Annotated in this window: 15 protein-coding genes; 5 read left to right on the top strand and 10 right to left on the bottom strand. The window is 66.6% G+C overall.

The window, feature by feature from the left end; all coding sequences use genetic code 11:
- Window positions 1-198 precede the first annotated feature (198 nt).
- On the top strand, window positions 199-480 hold the full coding sequence (locus VXJ37_RS10100) for a hypothetical protein (RefSeq protein WP_331322905.1): 282 nt from the start codon (window positions 199-201) through the stop codon (window positions 478-480).
- Window positions 481-709: 229 nt separating this feature from the next.
- Here the strand turns inward: VXJ37_RS10100 and VXJ37_RS10095 are convergent, their stop codons facing one another.
- The 8 genes from VXJ37_RS10095 to VXJ37_RS10060 form a co-directional block, all read right to left on the bottom strand.
- A complete protein-coding gene (locus tag VXJ37_RS10095; RefSeq protein WP_331322904.1) occupies window positions 710-1123 on the bottom strand; it encodes a hypothetical protein in 414 nt (137 codons plus the stop codon).
- A 141-nt stretch (window positions 1124-1264) separates the two neighbouring features.
- Window positions 1265-1744: a thioredoxin-dependent thiol peroxidase gene (gene bcp, locus VXJ37_RS10090; RefSeq protein ID WP_331322903.1), complete on the bottom strand. Its 480-nt coding sequence runs from the start codon at window positions 1742-1744 to the stop codon at window positions 1265-1267.
- 81 nt (window positions 1745-1825) lie between these two features.
- Window positions 1826-2476, bottom strand: coding sequence for a winged helix-turn-helix domain-containing protein (locus tag VXJ37_RS10085; protein WP_331322902.1), 651 nt, complete (start codon window positions 2474-2476; stop codon window positions 1826-1828).
- 9 nt (window positions 2477-2485) lie between these two features.
- Window positions 2486-3829 (bottom strand): allantoinase AllB, encoded by a 1344-nt coding sequence (gene allB / locus VXJ37_RS10080; protein WP_331322901.1) that lies wholly within the window; start codon window positions 3827-3829, stop codon window positions 2486-2488.
- Entirely contained in the window at window positions 3822-5015 is a 1194-nt protein-coding gene (locus tag VXJ37_RS10075) for a glycerate kinase (RefSeq protein WP_331322900.1), read from the bottom strand. Before VXJ37_RS10075 ends, allB begins: the two co-directional genes overlap by 8 nt.
- A gap of 2 nt (window positions 5016-5017) precedes the next feature.
- Window positions 5018-6808 carry a glyoxylate carboligase gene (gene gcl, locus VXJ37_RS10070; protein ID WP_331322899.1) on the bottom strand — a complete coding sequence of 597 codons (1791 nt, stop codon included), beginning with the start codon at window positions 6806-6808 and terminating at the stop codon, window positions 5018-5020.
- 153 nt (window positions 6809-6961) lie between these two features.
- Window positions 6962-7840 (bottom strand): 2-hydroxy-3-oxopropionate reductase, encoded by an 879-nt coding sequence (locus VXJ37_RS10065; protein ID WP_331322898.1) that lies wholly within the window; start codon window positions 7838-7840, stop codon window positions 6962-6964.
- 40 nt (window positions 7841-7880) lie between these two features.
- Entirely contained in the window at window positions 7881-8681 is an 801-nt protein-coding gene (locus tag VXJ37_RS10060; protein WP_331322897.1) for a hydroxypyruvate isomerase family protein, read from the bottom strand.
- 193 nt (window positions 8682-8874) lie between these two features.
- Between VXJ37_RS10060 and VXJ37_RS10055 the strand changes: the two genes are divergently transcribed.
- Together VXJ37_RS10055 and VXJ37_RS10050 are read left to right on the top strand one after the other, a co-directional pair.
- A complete protein-coding gene (locus VXJ37_RS10055) occupies window positions 8875-9702 on the top strand; it encodes a hypothetical protein (RefSeq protein WP_331323013.1) in 828 nt (275 codons plus the stop codon).
- Between the two features lie 148 nt (window positions 9703-9850).
- On the top strand, window positions 9851-10894 hold the full coding sequence (locus VXJ37_RS10050; protein ID WP_331322896.1) for a LacI family DNA-binding transcriptional regulator: 1044 nt from the start codon (window positions 9851-9853) through the stop codon (window positions 10892-10894).
- Between the two features lie 108 nt (window positions 10895-11002).
- Here the strand turns inward: VXJ37_RS10050 and VXJ37_RS10045 are convergent, their stop codons facing one another.
- Complete coding sequence (locus tag VXJ37_RS10045; RefSeq protein WP_331322895.1) at window positions 11003-12292, bottom strand: MFS transporter; 1290 nt, start codon at window positions 12290-12292, stop codon at window positions 11003-11005.
- A gap of 73 nt (window positions 12293-12365) precedes the next feature.
- Window positions 12366-13580 carry a M20 metallopeptidase family protein gene (locus VXJ37_RS10040; protein ID WP_331322894.1) on the bottom strand — a complete coding sequence of 405 codons (1215 nt, stop codon included), beginning with the start codon at window positions 13578-13580 and terminating at the stop codon, window positions 12366-12368.
- A 140-nt stretch (window positions 13581-13720) separates the two neighbouring features.
- Between VXJ37_RS10040 and VXJ37_RS10035 the strand changes: the two genes are divergently transcribed.
- Both VXJ37_RS10035 and VXJ37_RS10030 read left to right on the top strand, forming a co-directional pair.
- Complete coding sequence (locus VXJ37_RS10035; RefSeq protein ID WP_331322893.1) at window positions 13721-14740, top strand: Lrp/AsnC family transcriptional regulator; 1020 nt, start codon at window positions 13721-13723, stop codon at window positions 14738-14740.
- A gap of 174 nt (window positions 14741-14914) precedes the next feature.
- Window positions 14915-16312, top strand: coding sequence for a cation:dicarboxylate symporter family transporter (locus tag VXJ37_RS10030; protein WP_331322892.1), 1398 nt, complete (start codon window positions 14915-14917; stop codon window positions 16310-16312).
- Window positions 16313-16338 lie beyond the last annotated feature (26 nt).

Below are 16338 nucleotides of genomic sequence, written 5' to 3'. Positions count from 1 at the left end.
ACTTCGCTGACAGCCGGATACGTGCCCTCCTCCTGCCCCAGGAGTGGCTCAGCAGATCTTGCGGAAATCTTGGCGTCTGCTTGCCGGGACGTTGAGGTGGGGCAGCCACACTCGAAGGAAACGCAGCAGCTTCGCGGCCACGAGGTACGACGACGAACCGCACGGAAGCTGGACGGCTTGCGGAAGGCGGGGAAGCCAATGGAACAAGTAAAAAGGAGTGGAAGGGACAAAGGCAGGGCACTGCTTCGCCTCTACTTCCACTCACGAAAGGTAAGGGCGGCCGCCAGGGAGTTGGAACACGCGCTCGCGAAATCACGGGAAGTATCCAGTTGGCCGGGAGACCGGCTCCCCGTCGGCGAGGAGATGTCCCGGCACGTGGAGAAACTGACGCGGCGGCTGAAGCTGGAGACCGAGGCGCACCACAGGCTCGAAATCCTTTTTAAGACTGCGGGTGGAGGGCATTCCATAGCGGCCCTGTAGGTGCCACACTTAGCAGCAATCGATTGGCTGGGGGATAGTCAGGAGATTGCTGTGAGTTTGTTCCTCGGCTGGTCGTACCTGTTGGCGGGACTCATGACCATGGATGCGATGCTGCTTGCGTTGTGGGCCATGGAAGTCGATTGGGGCAAGTACTGGCGCCGCAAGTAGCCCTCACGGAACCCAGGGCCAGCCCCGGGCCGCGACGCACCCCGATGGCAATGCGGTCACCCTACTCTTCCGGAATCCGGCCGATGCTCCAGGCGGCAACCCGGCGGACATCAACCCTGGTTGCCTGCAGCGGCAGCTTGGTTCCGCACGAAAGCAGTACGGGTCCCAGGAAGTGGAGGTACCGTCGCCCGGCTTCTGTGCCGGCGCCAACCGCCGCCGGCTCCCAGGAATCGAGGACCCCGGCGATGGCCCAGCTGCCGATCCGCACCTGGTCGTTCTGCCGCTGCCTCCACGCCTGCTCCGACACCAACGACCCCGAGATGACGGCACCGTCAACCACCACGGTCAGTTCCAGGGTTGCGTCGGGGCCTGTCCCAAAGACCGAGTCCAATACCAGCGCCAGGCGCGGGTCCGCCCCGTACTCCGGCGCTTCCTTATCCATCCCGTCGTCCATGGCCGTCCCTTTCCTCATCATGGGTGGAGCTGAATGCCTGTTCAGCCCAGTTTTCCCCCCCATATGCGCAGGTCGCGGCAGAGACCGCCGGTTAAACGCCGGACGCCCAAGCAGTATGTGCTGGGGCGTCCGGGGGAATGCTGCAGGAAGTGATGGCGGGTCCTAGACTCCCAGGGCTTCCTTCAGGCGGCCGACGTGGCCGTCGGCCTGGACCTGGTACTGGGCCAGGGTGACGTTGCCTTGGGGGTCCACGACGACGGTGGAGCGGACAATTCCCTCATGGATCTCGCCGTTGACCAGTTTCTCGCCCCAGGCGCCGTAGGCCAGGGCGACTGCGTGGTCGGGGTCAGAGAGCAACGGGAAGGTCAGCGAGAAGTCGCCGCTGAAGCCGGCCAGGGCTTCCTGGGCGTCGGGGGAGATGCCGATAACCTCGTAGCCCTTGCCCTGCAGCGATGCAAGGCTGTCGCGGAAGTCGCAGGCCTCGGTGGTGCAGCCGGGGGTGGCGGCCTTGGGGTAGAAGTACACGATGACGTTCTTGCCACGGTAATCGGCCAGAGAGGTCTCGCGGCCCTGGGCGTCCCGGAGGGTGAAATCAGGAGCCGGGGTGCCGGGCTGAAGCTTGGTGGTCAGGGTGGGGCTCATGGCGTTCCTTTGTAAGACTCGGTCAGTGATGGCCAAACATCCAGTGAAGCGGGTCACCGCTTACTGATTCAAACCAGCGCGTCATATGCAGTATTCCGCAGGACCCCGAACGGCCGCGTGCGGACCCGGAACGAACTGGTACCCGCCGCCGCGGACGGTGGCCACGGCATGGCGGGCAGTGCCCAGTTTCTTGCGGATCCTGCCTACATAAACGTCGATGGAGCGTGCGGTGGCGCCGGGAAAATCCAGTGATTCCAGGAACTCCTGCAGTTCCTCGCGGCCCACCGTGCGGGACAGGTGCGTCACCAGGTACCGCAGCACCTTGTACTCGACACCGGTCAGGGCCACCGGCTTGCCGTCCAGCAGGACGGCGTCGGCGGCGAGGTCCACGGCGACCCGGCTGACGGGCCCGGCCGACGGCGGCAGGCGGGCGCCGCCGTCGTCCATTGAAAGAGCCGGGCTGGTTGCCTCCGCCGCGGAGGAAGCGCGGGAGGAGTCATCTTTTGCTTCCTCCGCGGCGGACGTGGGGGCTCCGGCGGCAGGCCAATGGACTTCCGCCTCCGGAGCAGTCTGGAGGGCCCTGGCAAGGACCATTTGGGCGGCGTGGTGCAGGACTTCGGGACTGGTTCCTTCGGCCGGAACCACCCAGACGGCCAGGCCATGTGCGGTGGCTCGCCTCGGCGGAACCCGGTGCGGAGCCGTGGTCCGTGGATGATGGGCTTCCACTGCCATGACGGGCCCTTATACGCCGCCGCGGCGGAGCAGCCTGCCCGTTGGGGTCTGGCCGTCCACTACGGCGCCGCGGAGAAAGGTCCTGCGCACCACACCGGACAGGGCCTTGCCGTCGTACGGGGTGATGGGGTTCTTGTGCTTGAGCTTGGACACGTCCACCACGAACGCCTCGTCCGGGGCGAAAACGGCGAAGTCGGCGTCGTAGCCCAGCGCCAGCTGCCCCTTGTTGGTGAGGCGGGCCAGGTTGGCGGGCTTCTCCGCCATCCAGGAGACGACCTGTTCCAGCGGGATGCCGCGGTGGCGTGCTTCGGTCCAGATCAGGGACAGGCCCAGCTGGAGCGAGGAGACGCCGCCCCATGCGACGGCGAAGTCGCCGTTCTCCAGGTCCTTCAGGTCCAGGGTGGAGGGGGAGTGGTCCGAGACGATGCAGTCGATGGTGCCGTCCTGCAGGCCCTGCCACAGCAGCTCACGGTTGGACGCCTCGCGGATGGGCGGGCAGCACTTGTACGCGGTGGCGCCGTCCGGGATTTCCTCCGCCATGAGCGTGAGGTAGTGCGGGCAGGTCTCCACGGTGAGCTTCACGCCGTCGCGCTTTGCGCTGGCAATCATGGGCAGTGCGTCCGACGACGACAGGTGCAGGATGTGCGCACGCGCACCGGTCCAGCGGGCCCGCTCGATGACCTCGGCGATGGCCTTGTTTTCGGCGCCGCGCGGACGGGAAGCCAGGAACGTGGAGTAGTGGTCGCCGCCCGGGTGGGGTGCGCGGTCGATGGCGTGCGAGTCCTCGGCGTGGACGATCATGAGCGAGTCGAAGGACTTCAGCTCGACCATGTCTTCTTCCATCTCGTCCGCGTCCAGGTGCGGGAACTCGTCCACGCCTGAGTGCAGGAGGAAGCACTTGAAGCCGAAGACGCCCTCGTCGTGCAGGGGGCGGAGATCGGCCTTGTTGCCGGGGATGGCGCCGCCCCAGAACCCGACGTCGATGAACGCCTGGTCCTCGGCCACCTCGCGCTTGAGCTTGAGGTTCTCCACCGTGGTGGTGGGCGGAACGGAGTTTAGCGGCATGTCGATAATGGTGGTCACGCCGCCTGCCGCTGCAGCGCGGGTGGCGGACGCGAAGCCCTCCCACTCGGTGCGGCCCGGCTCGTTGACGTGGACGTGGGTGTCCACCAGGCCGGGCAGCAGGGTCTCGTCGTCGGCAAGTTCGATCACTTCGGTGCCGGCCAGGCCGTTGCCCAGCGGCTCGATGGCCACGATCTTGCCGTTGCGCACCCCCACTTCGCGGGGGGCGATGCCGGCAGTGGTCAGGATGCGCCGGCCCCGGATGACGAGGTCAAAACGTTCTTCAGACACGGAGGTCCTCCTTGGTACTTGCGGCGGCAGGCCTGTTGGCCGCCAGCCCCGCACTGATTTGGGTGCCCAGCTGCTCGAGCAGCGGCCCTGCCTCTGCTATGCACCTGTTTACATCGGTTTCGAGCGCCGTCAAAGCATGGATGTCCTCGAATCCTGCTGCGGCCGCCTGCACCGGACCCAGGGTGGTCCGTCCGCAGACAGCGACGACCGGGACACCCTGGGCCGCCGCTGCCCGGGCAACCCCCATGGGCGTCTTGCCCAGCAGGCTTTGTTCGTCCAGGCTGCCTTCGCCGGTGATCACCAGGTCGGCGCCGGCGAGGCGGTCCGCCAGCCCCGTGAATTCGAGGACGACGTCGATGCCCGGCCGGCGCGTTGCGGCCAGCACGGCGATGGCTGCGTAGCCCACGCCGCCGGCTGCCCCGGCTCCCGGTGCTTCCGCGGCTTTAACCGCGCGAAATCCGATTTCCCTGGCCAGGACTTCGACGAACCTGGCCAGGGCGGCGTCGAGCATGCCGACGTCTTGTTGTGTGGCGCCCTTTTGCGGACCGAACACGGCTGCGGCGCCCTGTGCGCCCAGCAGCGGGTTGTCCACGTCGGACGCCAGCACAAAGCGGGTGTCCACCAGGCGGGGCTCGAAATCGGTGAAGTCGATGCTGTGCAGGTTTGCCAGCGCAGCCCCGCCCGGGGGAAGTTCGTTGTTCCTGCTGTCCAGGAACCTGGCGCCGAGCCCCTGGAGGAGCCCCGCGCCGCCGTCGGTATTGGCACTGCCGCCCACGCCGAGCACGATCCGCCGGCAGCCGGCGTCGAGGGCTGCCCGGATGAGCTGGCCGGTGCCAATGCTGGTGGCGGCGGCGGCGTCCGCCGACACCGGACGGCCACCCTTCCGCACATTAGGGACCAAGGCAAGCCCCGACGCGGTGGCCATCTCGATGACGGCCTCGTGCCCGCGGACCGCGTAGTCCGCCACCACCGGCTGCCCGGTGGGCCCGGTGACCGTTGCCGTGCGGCGGGTGAAACCGGAGCCGACGGCAGCGTCGAGGGTGCCCTCGCCGCCGTCGGCCACCGGAATCCGGACCACGTCAAGGTTGCCGCCGGCACCGCGCTGCAGACCCTTTTCCAGGTGGCTGCACACCTCCGGGGCCGACAGCGATCCCTTGAACTTGTCCGGGGCGATCACGATGCGCATGGTTAGGCCTGCAGTGCCAGGATGGCGGTGGGGGCGTCGGCTGCGGTCTCGGCCAGTTCCTCGAACTCGTTCACGGCGTTGATTTCCACGCCCATGGAGATGTTGGTGACCTTTTCCAGGATCACTTCCACCACCACGGGAACCTGGAACTCGCCCATCAGGGCCTTGGCCTTGTCGAACGCGGCAGCGAGGTCGCTGGGGTCCTCCACACGGACGGCCTTGCAGCCCAGGCCCTCGGCCACCTTCAGGTGGTCAACGCCGTAGCCGCGGGTGTCCTCTGACAGGTGCGCGCTGTTGATGTTCTCGAACGCCAGGGACACGTTCTGCTCCATGTTGAACCCGCGCTGGGACTGGCGGATCAGGCCCAGGTAGGAATTGTTCACCACCACGTGGATGTAGGGGAGGTTGAACTGCGCGCCCACGGCCAGTTCTTCGATCATGAACTGGAAGTCGTAGTCGCCGGAGAGGGCCACCACGGTCTGGTCCGGGTTGGAACGGGCGACGCCGAGCGCAGCCGGGGCGGTCCAGCCCAGCGGGCCTGCCTGGCCGGCGTTGATCCACTTGCGCGGGCCGAACACGTGCAGCATCTGCGCGCCGGCGATCTGCGACAGGCCGATGGTGGACACGTAGGTGGTGTCGCGGCCGAAGGACTTGTTCATCTCCTCGTACACGCGCTGCGGCTTGATGGGGATGTTCTCGAAGTGCGTCTTGCGGTGCAGGGAGGCTTTGCGATCCTGGCACTCGGCAACCCAGGCGCTGTAGTCCGGCAGGGACCCTGCCGCTGCCCGCTCCTTGGCGAGCTCAACCAGCCCGGCCAGCGCCGCGCCGGCGTCGGACGCGATGCCCAGGTCCGGCGAGAACACGCGGCCGATCTGCGTGGGCTCGATGTCGATGTGCACAAACTTGCGGCCGGCGGTGTAGGTTTCCAGGCCGCCCGTGTGGCGGTTGGCCCAGCGGTTGCCGATGCCGATCACGAAGTCGCTCTGCAGGTAGTTCTCGTTGCCGTAGCGGTGCGAGGTCTGCAGGCCCACCATGCCGGCCATCAGCTGGTGGTCGTCCGGGATGGTGCCCCAGCCCATCAGTGTGGGGATGACCGGAACGTTGAGGGTCTCGGCCAGTTCCACCAGCTGCGCGGAGGCGCCGGCGTTGATGATGCCGCCGCCGGCCACGATCAGCGGGTGCTTGGCGGCCAGGAGCATGTCCAGGGCCTTTTCCAGCTGCTTCCGGGAGGCCTTGGGCTTTTCAACGGGCAGCGGCTCGTACGTGTCGATGTCGAATTCGATTTCGGCCATCTGCACGTCGATGGGCAGGTCCAGCAGCACGGGGCCGGGGCGGCCGGAACGCATCAGCTGGAAGGCCTTCTGGAAGGCGCCGGGAACCTGGCCGGGTTCCAGGATGGTCATGGCCATCTTGGTGACGGGCTTGGCGATGGACTCGATGTCCACGGCCTGGAAGTCTTCCTTGTGCAGCTTGGCCACGGGGGCCTGGCCGGTGATGCAGAGCATTGGGATGGAGTCTGCCCAGGCGGCGTAGAGGCCGGTGACCATGTCGGTGCCGGCAGGGCCGGAGGTACCGATGCAGATGCCGATGTTGCCGTCCTTGGCGCGGCTGAAGCCGTCGGCCATGTGGCTGGCGCCTTCAACGTGGCGGGCCAGCGTGTGGCGGATGCCGCCGTGGGCGCGCATTGCGGAGTAGAAGGGGTTGATGGCGGCGCCTGGCAGGCCGAACGCCTCGATGGCGCCTTCCTTTTCCAGGATGGCCACCGCTGCATCAACGGTACGCATCTTGCTCATGGGGTGCTCCTTGAAAGCTTGAAAGTCTGTTTTTGGGTGTGCTGAAGTACCCCCACGAGCCGTCGTGGGGCACTTTGGGGGTGGCCGCCGTCGTAATGGACGACGGCGGCCGGAGTGTCCGTGTCGAAGTGCCCCGTTTGGGCGGGGCTGCTCCTACTTCCTGCCGCTGAGCTGCAGGACCTGCTTGAAGAGTCCGGAGTGGTCCAGGCCGCCGTCGCCCTGGTTGACGGTGGCGGCGACGAGCTGGGCGGCGACGGCACCGAGCGGGATGGCGACGTTGGCTTCGCGGGCCGCGGCGGTGACGATGCCCAGGTCCTTGTGGTGAAGGGCAAGGCGGAAGCCGGGGTCGAAGTTGCGGTCCAGCATCTTCTGGCCCTTCTGGTCCAGGACCTTGGAGCCGGCCAGGCCGCCGCCGAGGACCTTGAGGGCGGCGTCGGTGTCCACGCCGTAGGCCTCAAGGAAGGCGATGGCCTCGCCGAGGACCTCGATGTTGACGGCGACGATCAGCTGGTTGGCAGCCTTGACGGTCTGGCCAGAGCCGGAGGGACCGACGTGGACAATGGTCTTGCCCACCGCGTTCAGGACATCCTGGGCGTCGTCGAAGTCTGCCTTGTCGCCGCCCACCATGATGGAGAGGACGGCGTCGATGGCGCCCTGTTCGCCGCCGGAGACCGGGGCGTCGAGCGGGCGGATGCCGGCTTCGCGGGCTTCGTCGGACAGGCGCTTGGCGACGTCGGGGCGGATGCTGGAAGCATCAATCCACAGCGTGCCCTTTTTGGCGTTGGCGAAGACGCCGTCCTTGCCGCTGACCACGCCTTCAACGTCGGGGGAGTCCGGCACCATGGTGATGACGACGTCGGCTTCCTTGACGGCGTCAGCGATGCTCGAGGCGCCCTTGCCGCCTTCGGAGACCAGCTTGTCGATCTTGTCCTGGCTGCGGTTGAAACCGGTGACGGTGTGGCCGGCCTTGACCAGGTTGATGGCCATGGGCAGGCCCATGATTCCGAGTCCGATGACTGCAACGTTGCTCATGATGGTTCTCTTTCTGAAGTCTGTATGGTCTTGGCGGTGGTCAGCGTGCGGCGTGCTGGCGGATGGCCCAGCTGAAGGCCGTCTCCTGCGGTTCCTTGTACTCCAGGCCGATGTAGCCTTCGTAGCCAAGTTCGCGGCTCCGGGCGATCCATTCGCCGAGCGGCAGGGTGCCGGTGCCGGGGGCGCCACGGCCGGGGTTGTCGGCGATCTGGATGTGGCCGAAGTCCTTGGCATGGTTTTCGATGACGGATTCGACGTCGTCGCCGTTGACGGCCAGGTGGTAGAAATCGGCGAGGAGCTTGACGTTGCCGACGCCGGTTTCCTCCTTGACGCGGGCGATGACCTTGAGTGCGTCGTCGGCGGTGAGGAGCGGGTACCTGGGTGCGCCGCTGACGGGTTCGAGGAGGACGGTACCGCCAATGCGGGCAACGCCTTCGGCTGCTGCCGCCAGGTTCTTGACGGCCAGCTCATCCTGCTCTTCCGGGGTGAATTCGTCCTGCCGGTTGCCGTAGAGGGCGTTGAAGGCCTTGCAGCCCAGGCGCTCGCCGATGCCTGCAACGACGTCGATGTTGTCCTTGAACTCCGAGCAGCGTCCCTTCCAGGAAACAAGGCCGCGGTCGCCGCCCGGCATGTTGCCGGCGTTGAAGTTCAGCCCGGTGAGCTGGACCCCGGCGTCCTTGATGGCGTTCTCGAACCGGGTGACCTCGCTGTCCGCCGGGACGGAGGTCTCGAAGGGCCACCAGAACTCGACGGCGTCGAAGCCTGCTGCCTTGGCGGCGGCCGGGCGCTCGAGCAGGGGAAGCTCCGTGAGGAGGATGGAGCAGTTCACTGTGTACGTCATCGTAGGTCCTTCCGGGGAGGGGCTTTGATCTATCTTCCATCGCTTCCGGCATCCTTGCTGTTTCCGCTTTGTGGAATTTAGATTCTGCTTTATGAAAAGTGTAGGGAACTTCTGGTGGGGTAGTCAAGGGGAGGCGCGGGCGGGAGACTGGTAATGGAGTAAGTCCGCTCTACTGGAATGGATGGGAGCGATGATGGCCGGCGCCCGCCTGCGTCTCCTGGCCTGGTTCATGGCCCTGGCCGCAATCCTTGCGGGCTGTACCCCAGGAGGGAGCCTCCAGCTGTCCGTGACGGCTCCAGCGCAGGATGCTGCCACGGCTGCCCCGACGGCAGCTGCGGCCCCCGCGCGGGCGCCCATCCCCGCGCCGGCACCCGCCACGTCACAGGCTCCGTCACCAGCGCCGGCGCCCGTTGCCGCGCCCCAGCCGTTCGCCCTGGACCTGTACCGGGAAGGCGACTTTGTTCCGCAGTACACCTTCGACTGGTGTGTGGCCGCGAGCGTCCAGATGGCCCACAACCTCATCGACGCCACCGGGGGTGGAACCTGGGCGGACCGGGCCCAGCAGAATGAACTGTGGGAGATGGCCCGTGCCCACTCGTCCGATTCGTTCAACGGCGCGAACCCCTTCGGCTGGGCGCAGGTGCTGACCGACGCCGGGATGGGGCCGTACCGCGTGGTGAGCATTCCCGGCTATGAGGAAGCGCTGCGCACCGCGGCAAACGCCCTGACGGATACAGGGAGGCCGGTGGGTCTGGTCATGTGGAGCGGGCGGCACGCGTGGGTGATGAGCGGATTCGAGTCCTCCGGTGATCCGCACCAGTTTCCGGCGTTTGCGGTGACCGGCATCCGCGTACTGGATCCGCTGTACCCCTACGGCAGCGGGCAGTGGGGGCCTTCGCCCGCGCCCGACGCCCTGCTCAGCCCGGAACAGTTGGCCACGCAGTTCGTGGTCCGCGAGCCGCGCCGCTGGAGCAGCGCGCTGCCGGCGGGGTATCTGCTGGTGTTGCCCGTCGCCGCCTGACCAGGTTCCTTGCGTGCCGCGGCGCGGGGTTCCCCAGGGTGATCCGGGCCTTGCCGCTGCCTCCGGGCCATTGCTTGCGGATCACCGGCAGCGAGTAGCCTACTGGTAACCCAAGGGGTATTGCCGACCATGAGGAATTTGTACACAGATGAGTAACAAGAACGTCGGCATCAGGGACGTGGCAGTGGCCGCCGGTGTCTCGGTGACGACCGTTTCCCACGTCCTCAATGATGTGTCCTATGCCAGGGTGAGCGCGGAGACGCGTACCAAGGTGCGGTCCGCCGCGGAGCAGCTGGGGTACGGCCCAAACCGCCTGGCCCAGGCCCTGCGTACCCAGCGGACAGGCATGCTGGGCCTGGTCAGCGAGGATATCGCCACCACGCCGCACGCCGGGCGCATCATCCTGGGTGCCGACGAGGCCGCCAAGGCCCGCGGCTACAACCTCATGATCATCAACACCTCCGGCTCCGCCAGCCTCGAATCCCGGCGGGCAGACGTGGCGGCCCTCCTGGACCGCCGCGTGGACGGAATCCTCTACGCCACGATGTACCACCGGAACGCGGAACTGCCGGACAACCTCGGGAACGTGCCCTCCGTCCTGGTCGACTCTGTGGCCGCAGGCGGCAACATCACGGCCGTCATTCCGGATGAGGAAGGTGGAGCCCGGGCGGCTGTTCGCGCGCTCCTTGATGCGGGCCACACCCGGGTGGGCTTCATCAACAACACCGTCGATGTACCGTCTACACGCCAGCGGCTCCGGGCTTTCCGTGCGACCCTCACGGAAGCAGGGCTCGACGGCGCCGCGGCACCTGTCGAGACGGAAACCGCCGGAGTGCCGGGCGGCTACGAGGCAGCCCGCCGCATGCTGGCCCGGGAGGGACGGCCTACAGGCCTGTTCTGCTATAACGACGAGATGGCCATGGGCGCATACCGTGCTGCTGCTGAGCTGGGCCTTGCCATTCCAGCGGACCTGTCGATTGTCGGTTTTGATGACCAGGAACTGATCGCCGCCAACCTCCATCCCGGCCTCACTACGGTGGCGCTTCCCCATTACGGCATGGGTGCCTGGGCAGCCGAACAACTCATTGACGGCATCGAGGGCAAAGTGGACCTTTCACGGACCGCACTTTCCCCCACCATTCTGGGCTGCCCGCTGGTGGCCCGGGACTCCGTGGCGGCGCCGCAGCACTGAGCGGCCCCCAGATTCGGGCACAGCCCGGCAGTGGCCATGCTCCAGCAACCGGCAAAGGTTCCCCCGGTGCCGGTGAGCGCGCCGGGGGACCCTTTGACGGGCAGGGGCCTAGTGGGTGAGGTCCTTGCCCTTGGTTTCAGGGATGGTGAATACGAATGCCGCGCTGATCACCAGCAGCAGCACCGCGTACACGTTGAACACCTGCGGTGCGCCCAGCGAGGTGCCCAACCACTGCTGCAGGTACGGCGCGGTGCCGCCGAAGACTGCCACGCAGATGGAATAGGGGACGCCTACTCCCACGGTGCGGATGGATGTGGGGAACAGTTCGGCGTACACGGCCGGAACAATGGCAGCGCTCGCGGCGACGAAGACCAGCATGACGGACATGCTCACTGCCAGCTGCCAGGCCGAATCCTTGAGCAGCCAGGTCATGGGGAAATGCAGCACCGCGGAACCGATGGCGCCGGCCCAGAGAACCTTCTTGCGGCCAATGCGATCGGAGAGCTTGCCCCAGACCGGGAGGGCCGCGATGAAGACAATGTTGGCCACCACACCTGCCCACAGCGCTTCGCCGCGGTCGATCTTCAGGGCGGTGGTGGCGTAACTGGGGGCCACCACTCCCCAGATGTAGTAGATGACGGTGAGGCCAACGGTCAGTCCGATCACCTGGAGCGCCTGCTTGCGGTAGCGGACGATCTGCGGCCAGATCGGGGCGCGCTTTGCGGTGGCGGCCTCGCCCTGGAACGCTTCGGTTTCGTGCAGCCGCGACCGCATGATCAGCGCATACAGGCCCATGGCGGCGCCGATCAGGAACGGCACGCGCCAGCCCCAGGCGTTCATCGCCTCGGTGCTGAGCGCCATGTTGAGCACGGCGCCCAGGAGGGTGCCGAACAGGATGCCCACGGTCCCGGATGTGTAGATGAGGGTGGCCCAGAAGCCGCGGTGTTCCCTGGGGGCCATTTCGGACAGGTACGTCTGCGACGACGGCAGCTCACCGCCGTGCGCCAGGCCCTGCACCAGCCGGGCCGCCAGGAGCATCATCGAAGCGAAGGCTCCGACGCTGGCGAAGGTGGGTGCGATGCCAATCATCAGGCTGCCCAGCGAGGCGAGGCCAACGGCGAGGGTCATGGAGGACTTGCGGCCAATGCGGTCGCCAATCCACCCGAAGAGGAAGCCGCCGAAGGGCCGTGCCACGAAGCCGACCGCGAAGATCGCCAGGGTGGACAGCACGGCCGACGCCGGGTCCTCCTTGCTGAACAGCTGGCTGGCGATGAACGGGGTGAAGGTGGCGTAGATGGCCCAGTCGTACCACTCGACGGCGTTGCCGATGCCGGTGCCAACGATGGTCTTGGCGGTGGACATGCGTCCAGTCTGGGGCTTGCTTACTGCAACGGACATGGTCTTCTTCCTGCTCGGTTGGTTTGCTGGCCCGGCAGCGGCGCTGCTGCCGGGAACTGCATGGTTTCGGTGGTTAGGAGGCTGTGGCGAGTGCGGCCAGCCGCGAGATGGCGAGTTCCGTATAGAGCGCGGCCCCGTCAGCCAGCACGGCGTCGTCGAACGTTGCGTACGGTGAGTGGTTGAACGGCGAGGCGTCGTGGTCGCCGTCCGGGGCCACGGCGCTGAGCCCGATGAAGGTTCCGGGCACCTCTTCCAGTACGCGGGAGAAGTCCTCCGAGCCGCTCAGCGGGGTGGCCCAGCGTGAAAGGCGGCGCTCGCCGAACAGCACCGTGATCACCTTTTCGGCCGTGTGTGTTTCATCCTCGCTGGTGATGGTGAGCGGATACTCCTGCAGGTAGTCGACGGCGACCTCCACGCCGTGCGCAGCCGCGATCCCCTTGAGCAGGCGCGGTACCGTGTCCATCATTTTCAGCCGCGACGCTTCCGAGAATGTCCGGATGGTGGCCTCGATCCTGGCGGTTTCGGGAATGACGTTGCGTTTGGTCCCGGCGTGAAGCACGCCGACGGACAGGACCACGGGATCGAACATGTTGAACTGCCGGGTCACCATCACCTGAAGTGCCGTCACCATCTCCGCGGCCACCGTGACGGGGTCCTTCGCCGAGTGCGGGGCGGAGCCGTGACCGCCGGCGCCGAGCACCGTGACCTCCAGGCCGTCAGAGGCACTGAGCATGACGCCCGGCTTGGTGCAGAAGGTGCCGTGCGGTTCCAGTGACGAAAACACATGCATGCCGTAGGCCGCGCTGACCCGGGTGCCGGCGGCGTCCAGGACGCCTTCACGGAGCATGTAGCTGGCGCCGTCGAAGCCCTCCTCGCCGGGCTGGAACATCAGGACGACGTCGCCCTGGAGCTGGTGCCGCTTCTCCGCCAGGAGCGTGGCGGCTCCGGCGAGCATGGACGTGTGCAGGTCGTGGCCGCAGGCGTGCATGGCTCCGTCGACCTGGGAGGTGAAATCCAGTCCGGTTTTCTCCTGCACAGGCAGTCCGTCCATGTCCGCCCGGAGGAGGACCGCGGGGCTCCGTCCGCCGGCATTCCCACCCCGAAGGACCGCCGTGACGGAGGTCGTTTCCTTGCCCAGCGTGATCTCGTAGGGCAGACCGTCCAGCGCCTCAAGGACCCGTTCCTGCGTTCGGGGGAGATGGAGGCCTACTTCCGGCTGCCGGTGCAGGTCGTGGCGGAGTCGGACCAGGTCTTGCTGCAGGTCTTGGGCGTCGTCGGTAATGGGCACGTGGCTACTCCTTGGAATCAGGCATCAGGACTTGGGGACTATTCTGAAGTGGCGTGGTTCACATCCGTGGAAAGCGCTGGAATTATTTACTCGGCATCTGTTTCGGGCAGGATTCGCGCAGTGGGAGAAAGTGGTGCCAGATGGAGCTCAGTGAGGATGACCTGGCGCTCATCCAGGTCCTGCAGGCCTGGCCGAGGCTTGGCTGGTCGGATGCCGCGAAGGTGCTCGACGTGCACGCCACCACGCTGGCGGCCCGCTGGGAGCGGCTCACCTCGAGCGGGGCCGCATGGGTCACGGCGCATCTCGCCGGCGATCCCAAACAGATGCTCCTTGCCTATGTGGCCGTGGACTGCGAGATGCACCGGCGGGACAGTGTCACGGCGGAGCTTGCCGCTGTTCCGGAGATCGTTACCGTGGAAGAGGCAGCCAGCAACCGGGACCTGATGCTGACAGTGATCACGCGCTCGCTGGAGGAGTTCAGCGAGAAGATCATCTCCCGGCTCAAAACCGTAGAGGGGCTGACCAAATACCAGGTGGCGCTGTGCACCCGGCTGCACAGCAGCGGCGACGACTGGCGGCTGAACGTCCTGAGCCGGTCCCAGCTGGCAATGCTCCGGACGCTTGCGTCCCCCGCGGGACCGGAATCCGCCCAGGCATCCCAGCTCCCGGAGAGCCACCTGGACCTGCTGCCGTTCCTGGCCCGTGACGGCCGGGCCACCGCCGCGGACATTGCCCGCTCCCTTGGCCGGCATCCTGCCACCGTCCAACGCCAGCTGAACCGGGTACTGGCCAGCGGCATCCTGTCATTCCGTTGCGAAATTGCCCAGCGGTACTCGTCGTTCCCCGTGACCTGCCAGTGGTTCGTCAATGTTCCGGCCGGGCAGCATGAGGCGGCAGCCGCGGAAATCCGCACCATCAGCAATGTCCGCCTCAGTGCCTCCACCACCGGGCCCACAAACTTCGTGATCATCATGTGGCTGCACACGCTGGCCGATGTCATGTCAGCCGAGCTTGCGCTGCAGCAGAAGGTCCCCGGCATCGAGATCGTGGAAAGTGCCGTGATGCTGCGGACCGTCAAGCGGGTGGGCTGGATGCTGAAGCAGGATACGACGGCGAGTGGCGCCGTCGTGCACGCCGGAAGCCTTGGCGCCGCAGACTGAAGCGGCAGGGCGGCGCAGGTACTTCCCGGCGCGAGCTTAATACTTCCGCATTACGGATTTATCTTTCCGGAAACATGGGTTTTTTAGTTTGGGATGACCAGCGGCGTTCATTGCGCCGCCTCCCCAGGCAGTTCCCGCCCAGGCGGCCTGCCTCATGACGAACAGGCACAGAGCATGAAGACCTTCCCGCCCGCTACCCTGACGCCACCGACCGCCAATGCCCGCAGAAAGCCCTTGTACGCCTCTCTCTTCGTCCAGATCCTGGTGGCGGTAGTGGCGGGCGTGTTGATCGGGCACTTCTGGCCGGACCTCGGCGCGGGCCTCCGCCCGCTCGGCGACGGGTTCATCCAGCTGATCAAAATGATCATCGCGCCATTGATCTTCCTGGTGATCGTGACCGGCATCGCCGCGGTCAGCGACGTTAAGGCAGTGGGCCGGGTCGGTATCAAGGCGCTGGCCTACTTCACCGGCGCCACCCTGTTCGCCCTTGTCTTCGGCCTGCTGGTGGCCAACCTTGTCCAGCCGGGAGCGGGGCTCAACATCGACCCTGCCACCCTGTCCCAGGACGCCCTCAACGCCAAGACCGCCACCGCCCCGCCCAAGGATGCCGGCGCCTTCGTGCTCGGCATCATCCCTACCAGCGTTGTGGGCGCCTTCGCCAGCAACAACCTCCTCCAGGTCCTCTGTTTCGCCGTGTTCTTCGGGGCGGCGATCGTCGTCGTCGGCCGCGAGCGCTGCCAGCCGGTGATCACCCTGATGGAAACCGTGCTGGAACTGTTCTTCAAGATCATGGGCTGGGTAATGCGCGTGGCTCCGATCGGGGCGTTCGGGGCCATGGCCTTCATCATCGGCCAGTACGGCCTCGACTCCCTCGGAACGTACGCGGTGCTGATCGGCGCCTGCTACGGCGCCGCGGTGGTGTTCATCGGGCTGCTGTTCGTGGTGGCGTGGGTTTACCCCCGTGTGCCGCTGTGGCAGTTCCTCAAGTACACCCGCGAGGAGTTCCTCCTGGCGCTGGGCACGGCATCCACCGAGTCTGTCCTGCCGCGGATCATGACCAAACTGACCAACGCCGGCTGCTCCCGCGCCACCACCGGACTGGTGGTCCCCACCGGCTACTCCTTCAACCTGGACGGCGCAGCGATCTACCTGTCCATCTCCTTGCTCTTCCTGGCGCAGGCTTTCGGCTACAACCTTGACCTGGGACAGCAGCTCGCGGCCCTGGGAATCCTGATGCTGACATCCAAGGGCATGGCAGGAGTTCCGGGATCCGCCTTCCTTGCCCTGTCCGCCACGGCAGGGGCACTGGGGATCTTCCCAGTGGCCGGAGTGGCCCTGCTCCTGGGCGCCGACCGGCTGATGGACTCCATGCGTGTGGTGGTGAACCTGCTGGGCAACTGCGTAGCCACGTTCGTGGTGGCCAAATGGGAAGGCCAGTTCGACCGCGAGGCGATGCTGCGGGCATTTGCCGGTGGCGATGCAGCTGCCGACGAGGCAGACCAGCCAACCGTTGCCCCGCTGCCCACCGCTGTCACTCCCTCTGCCCCCGCCGCCCCCGCCGCGGTGCGCTAGGTGCATCACGCCGTCGTCCGGTCCGT

Origin of the sequence: Pseudarthrobacter phenanthrenivorans, from assembly GCF_036455295.1 — a bacterium.
Classification (GTDB): domain Bacteria; phylum Actinomycetota; class Actinomycetes; order Actinomycetales; family Micrococcaceae; genus Arthrobacter; species Arthrobacter phenanthrenivorans_C.
The sequence above is the reverse complement of the archived record's forward strand: the minus strand, read 5'-3'. Positions and strand labels throughout refer to the sequence as shown.

Bases quoted from the DNA above. Each gene is read 5' to 3' on its own strand.
- VXJ37_RS10075 (WP_331322900.1), bottom strand. From the start codon at position 5,015: ATGCGCATCGTGATCGCCCCGGACAAGTTCAAGGGATCGCTGTCGGCC.
- VXJ37_RS10030 (WP_331322892.1), top strand. From the start codon at position 14,915: ATGAAGACCTTCCCGCCCGCTACCCTGACGCCACCGACCGCCAATGCC.
- VXJ37_RS10045 (WP_331322895.1), bottom strand. From the start codon at position 12,292: ATGTCCGTTGCAGTAAGCAAGCCCCAGACTGGACGCATGTCCACCGCC.
- VXJ37_RS10060 (WP_331322897.1), bottom strand. From the start codon at position 8,681: ATGACGTACACAGTGAACTGCTCCATCCTCCTCACGGAGCTTCCCCTG.
- VXJ37_RS10035 (WP_331322893.1), top strand. From the start codon at position 13,721: ATGGAGCTCAGTGAGGATGACCTGGCGCTCATCCAGGTCCTGCAGGCC.
- VXJ37_RS10100 (WP_331322905.1), top strand. From the start codon at position 199: ATGGAACAAGTAAAAAGGAGTGGAAGGGACAAAGGCAGGGCACTGCTT.
- VXJ37_RS10095 (WP_331322904.1), bottom strand. From the start codon at position 1,123: ATGATGAGGAAAGGGACGGCCATGGACGACGGGATGGATAAGGAAGCG.
- VXJ37_RS10085 (WP_331322902.1), bottom strand. From the start codon at position 2,476: ATGGCAGTGGAAGCCCATCATCCACGGACCACGGCTCCGCACCGGGTT.
- VXJ37_RS10050 (WP_331322896.1), top strand. From the start codon at position 9,851: ATGAGTAACAAGAACGTCGGCATCAGGGACGTGGCAGTGGCCGCCGGT.
- bcp (WP_331322903.1), bottom strand. From the start codon at position 1,744: ATGAGCCCCACCCTGACCACCAAGCTTCAGCCCGGCACCCCGGCTCCT.
- gcl (WP_331322899.1), bottom strand. From the start codon at position 6,808: ATGAGCAAGATGCGTACCGTTGATGCAGCGGTGGCCATCCTGGAAAAG.
- VXJ37_RS10055 (WP_331323013.1), top strand. From the start codon at position 8,875: ATGGCCGGCGCCCGCCTGCGTCTCCTGGCCTGGTTCATGGCCCTGGCC.
- VXJ37_RS10065 (WP_331322898.1), bottom strand. From the start codon at position 7,840: ATGAGCAACGTTGCAGTCATCGGACTCGGAATCATGGGCCTGCCCATG.